This window comes from Aquabacterium sp. A08 (assembly GCF_011742065.1).
Genome location: NZ_JAAQQT010000396.1, coordinates 1 through 305 on the forward strand (window position 1 = coordinate 1; position 305 = coordinate 305).

The 305-nt window shown below is 68.5% G+C and carries 1 protein-coding gene; it reads right to left on the reverse strand.

What is annotated here, in order from left to right:
* A partial coding sequence (gene rmuC, locus HA630_RS27120; RefSeq protein WP_166831944.1) for a DNA recombination protein RmuC occupies window positions 1–305 on the reverse strand: 305 nt, incomplete at both ends.

Sequence of the window (305 nt, forward strand, 5' to 3'; positions counted from 1 at the left end):
GCCAGCACGTCCCCGAACTTGCCGAATTCGGTTTTCACCGCGCCCAGCACCTGCCAGACCTCGCTGGAACGCCGCTCCAGCGCCAGGGTGCGAAAGCCCATTTGCAGGGCATTGAGCATGGCCAGCAGCGTGGTCGGGCCGGCCAGGGTCACGCGGTGCTCGCGCTGCAGCAGCTCCACCAGCCCCGGGCGGCGCAGCACCTCGGCGTACAGGCCTTCGGTGGGCAGAAACAGCAGGGCGAAATCGGTGGTGTGCGGCGGCTCCAGGTATTTCTCGGCGATGGACTTGGCCTCCAGCCGCACCCG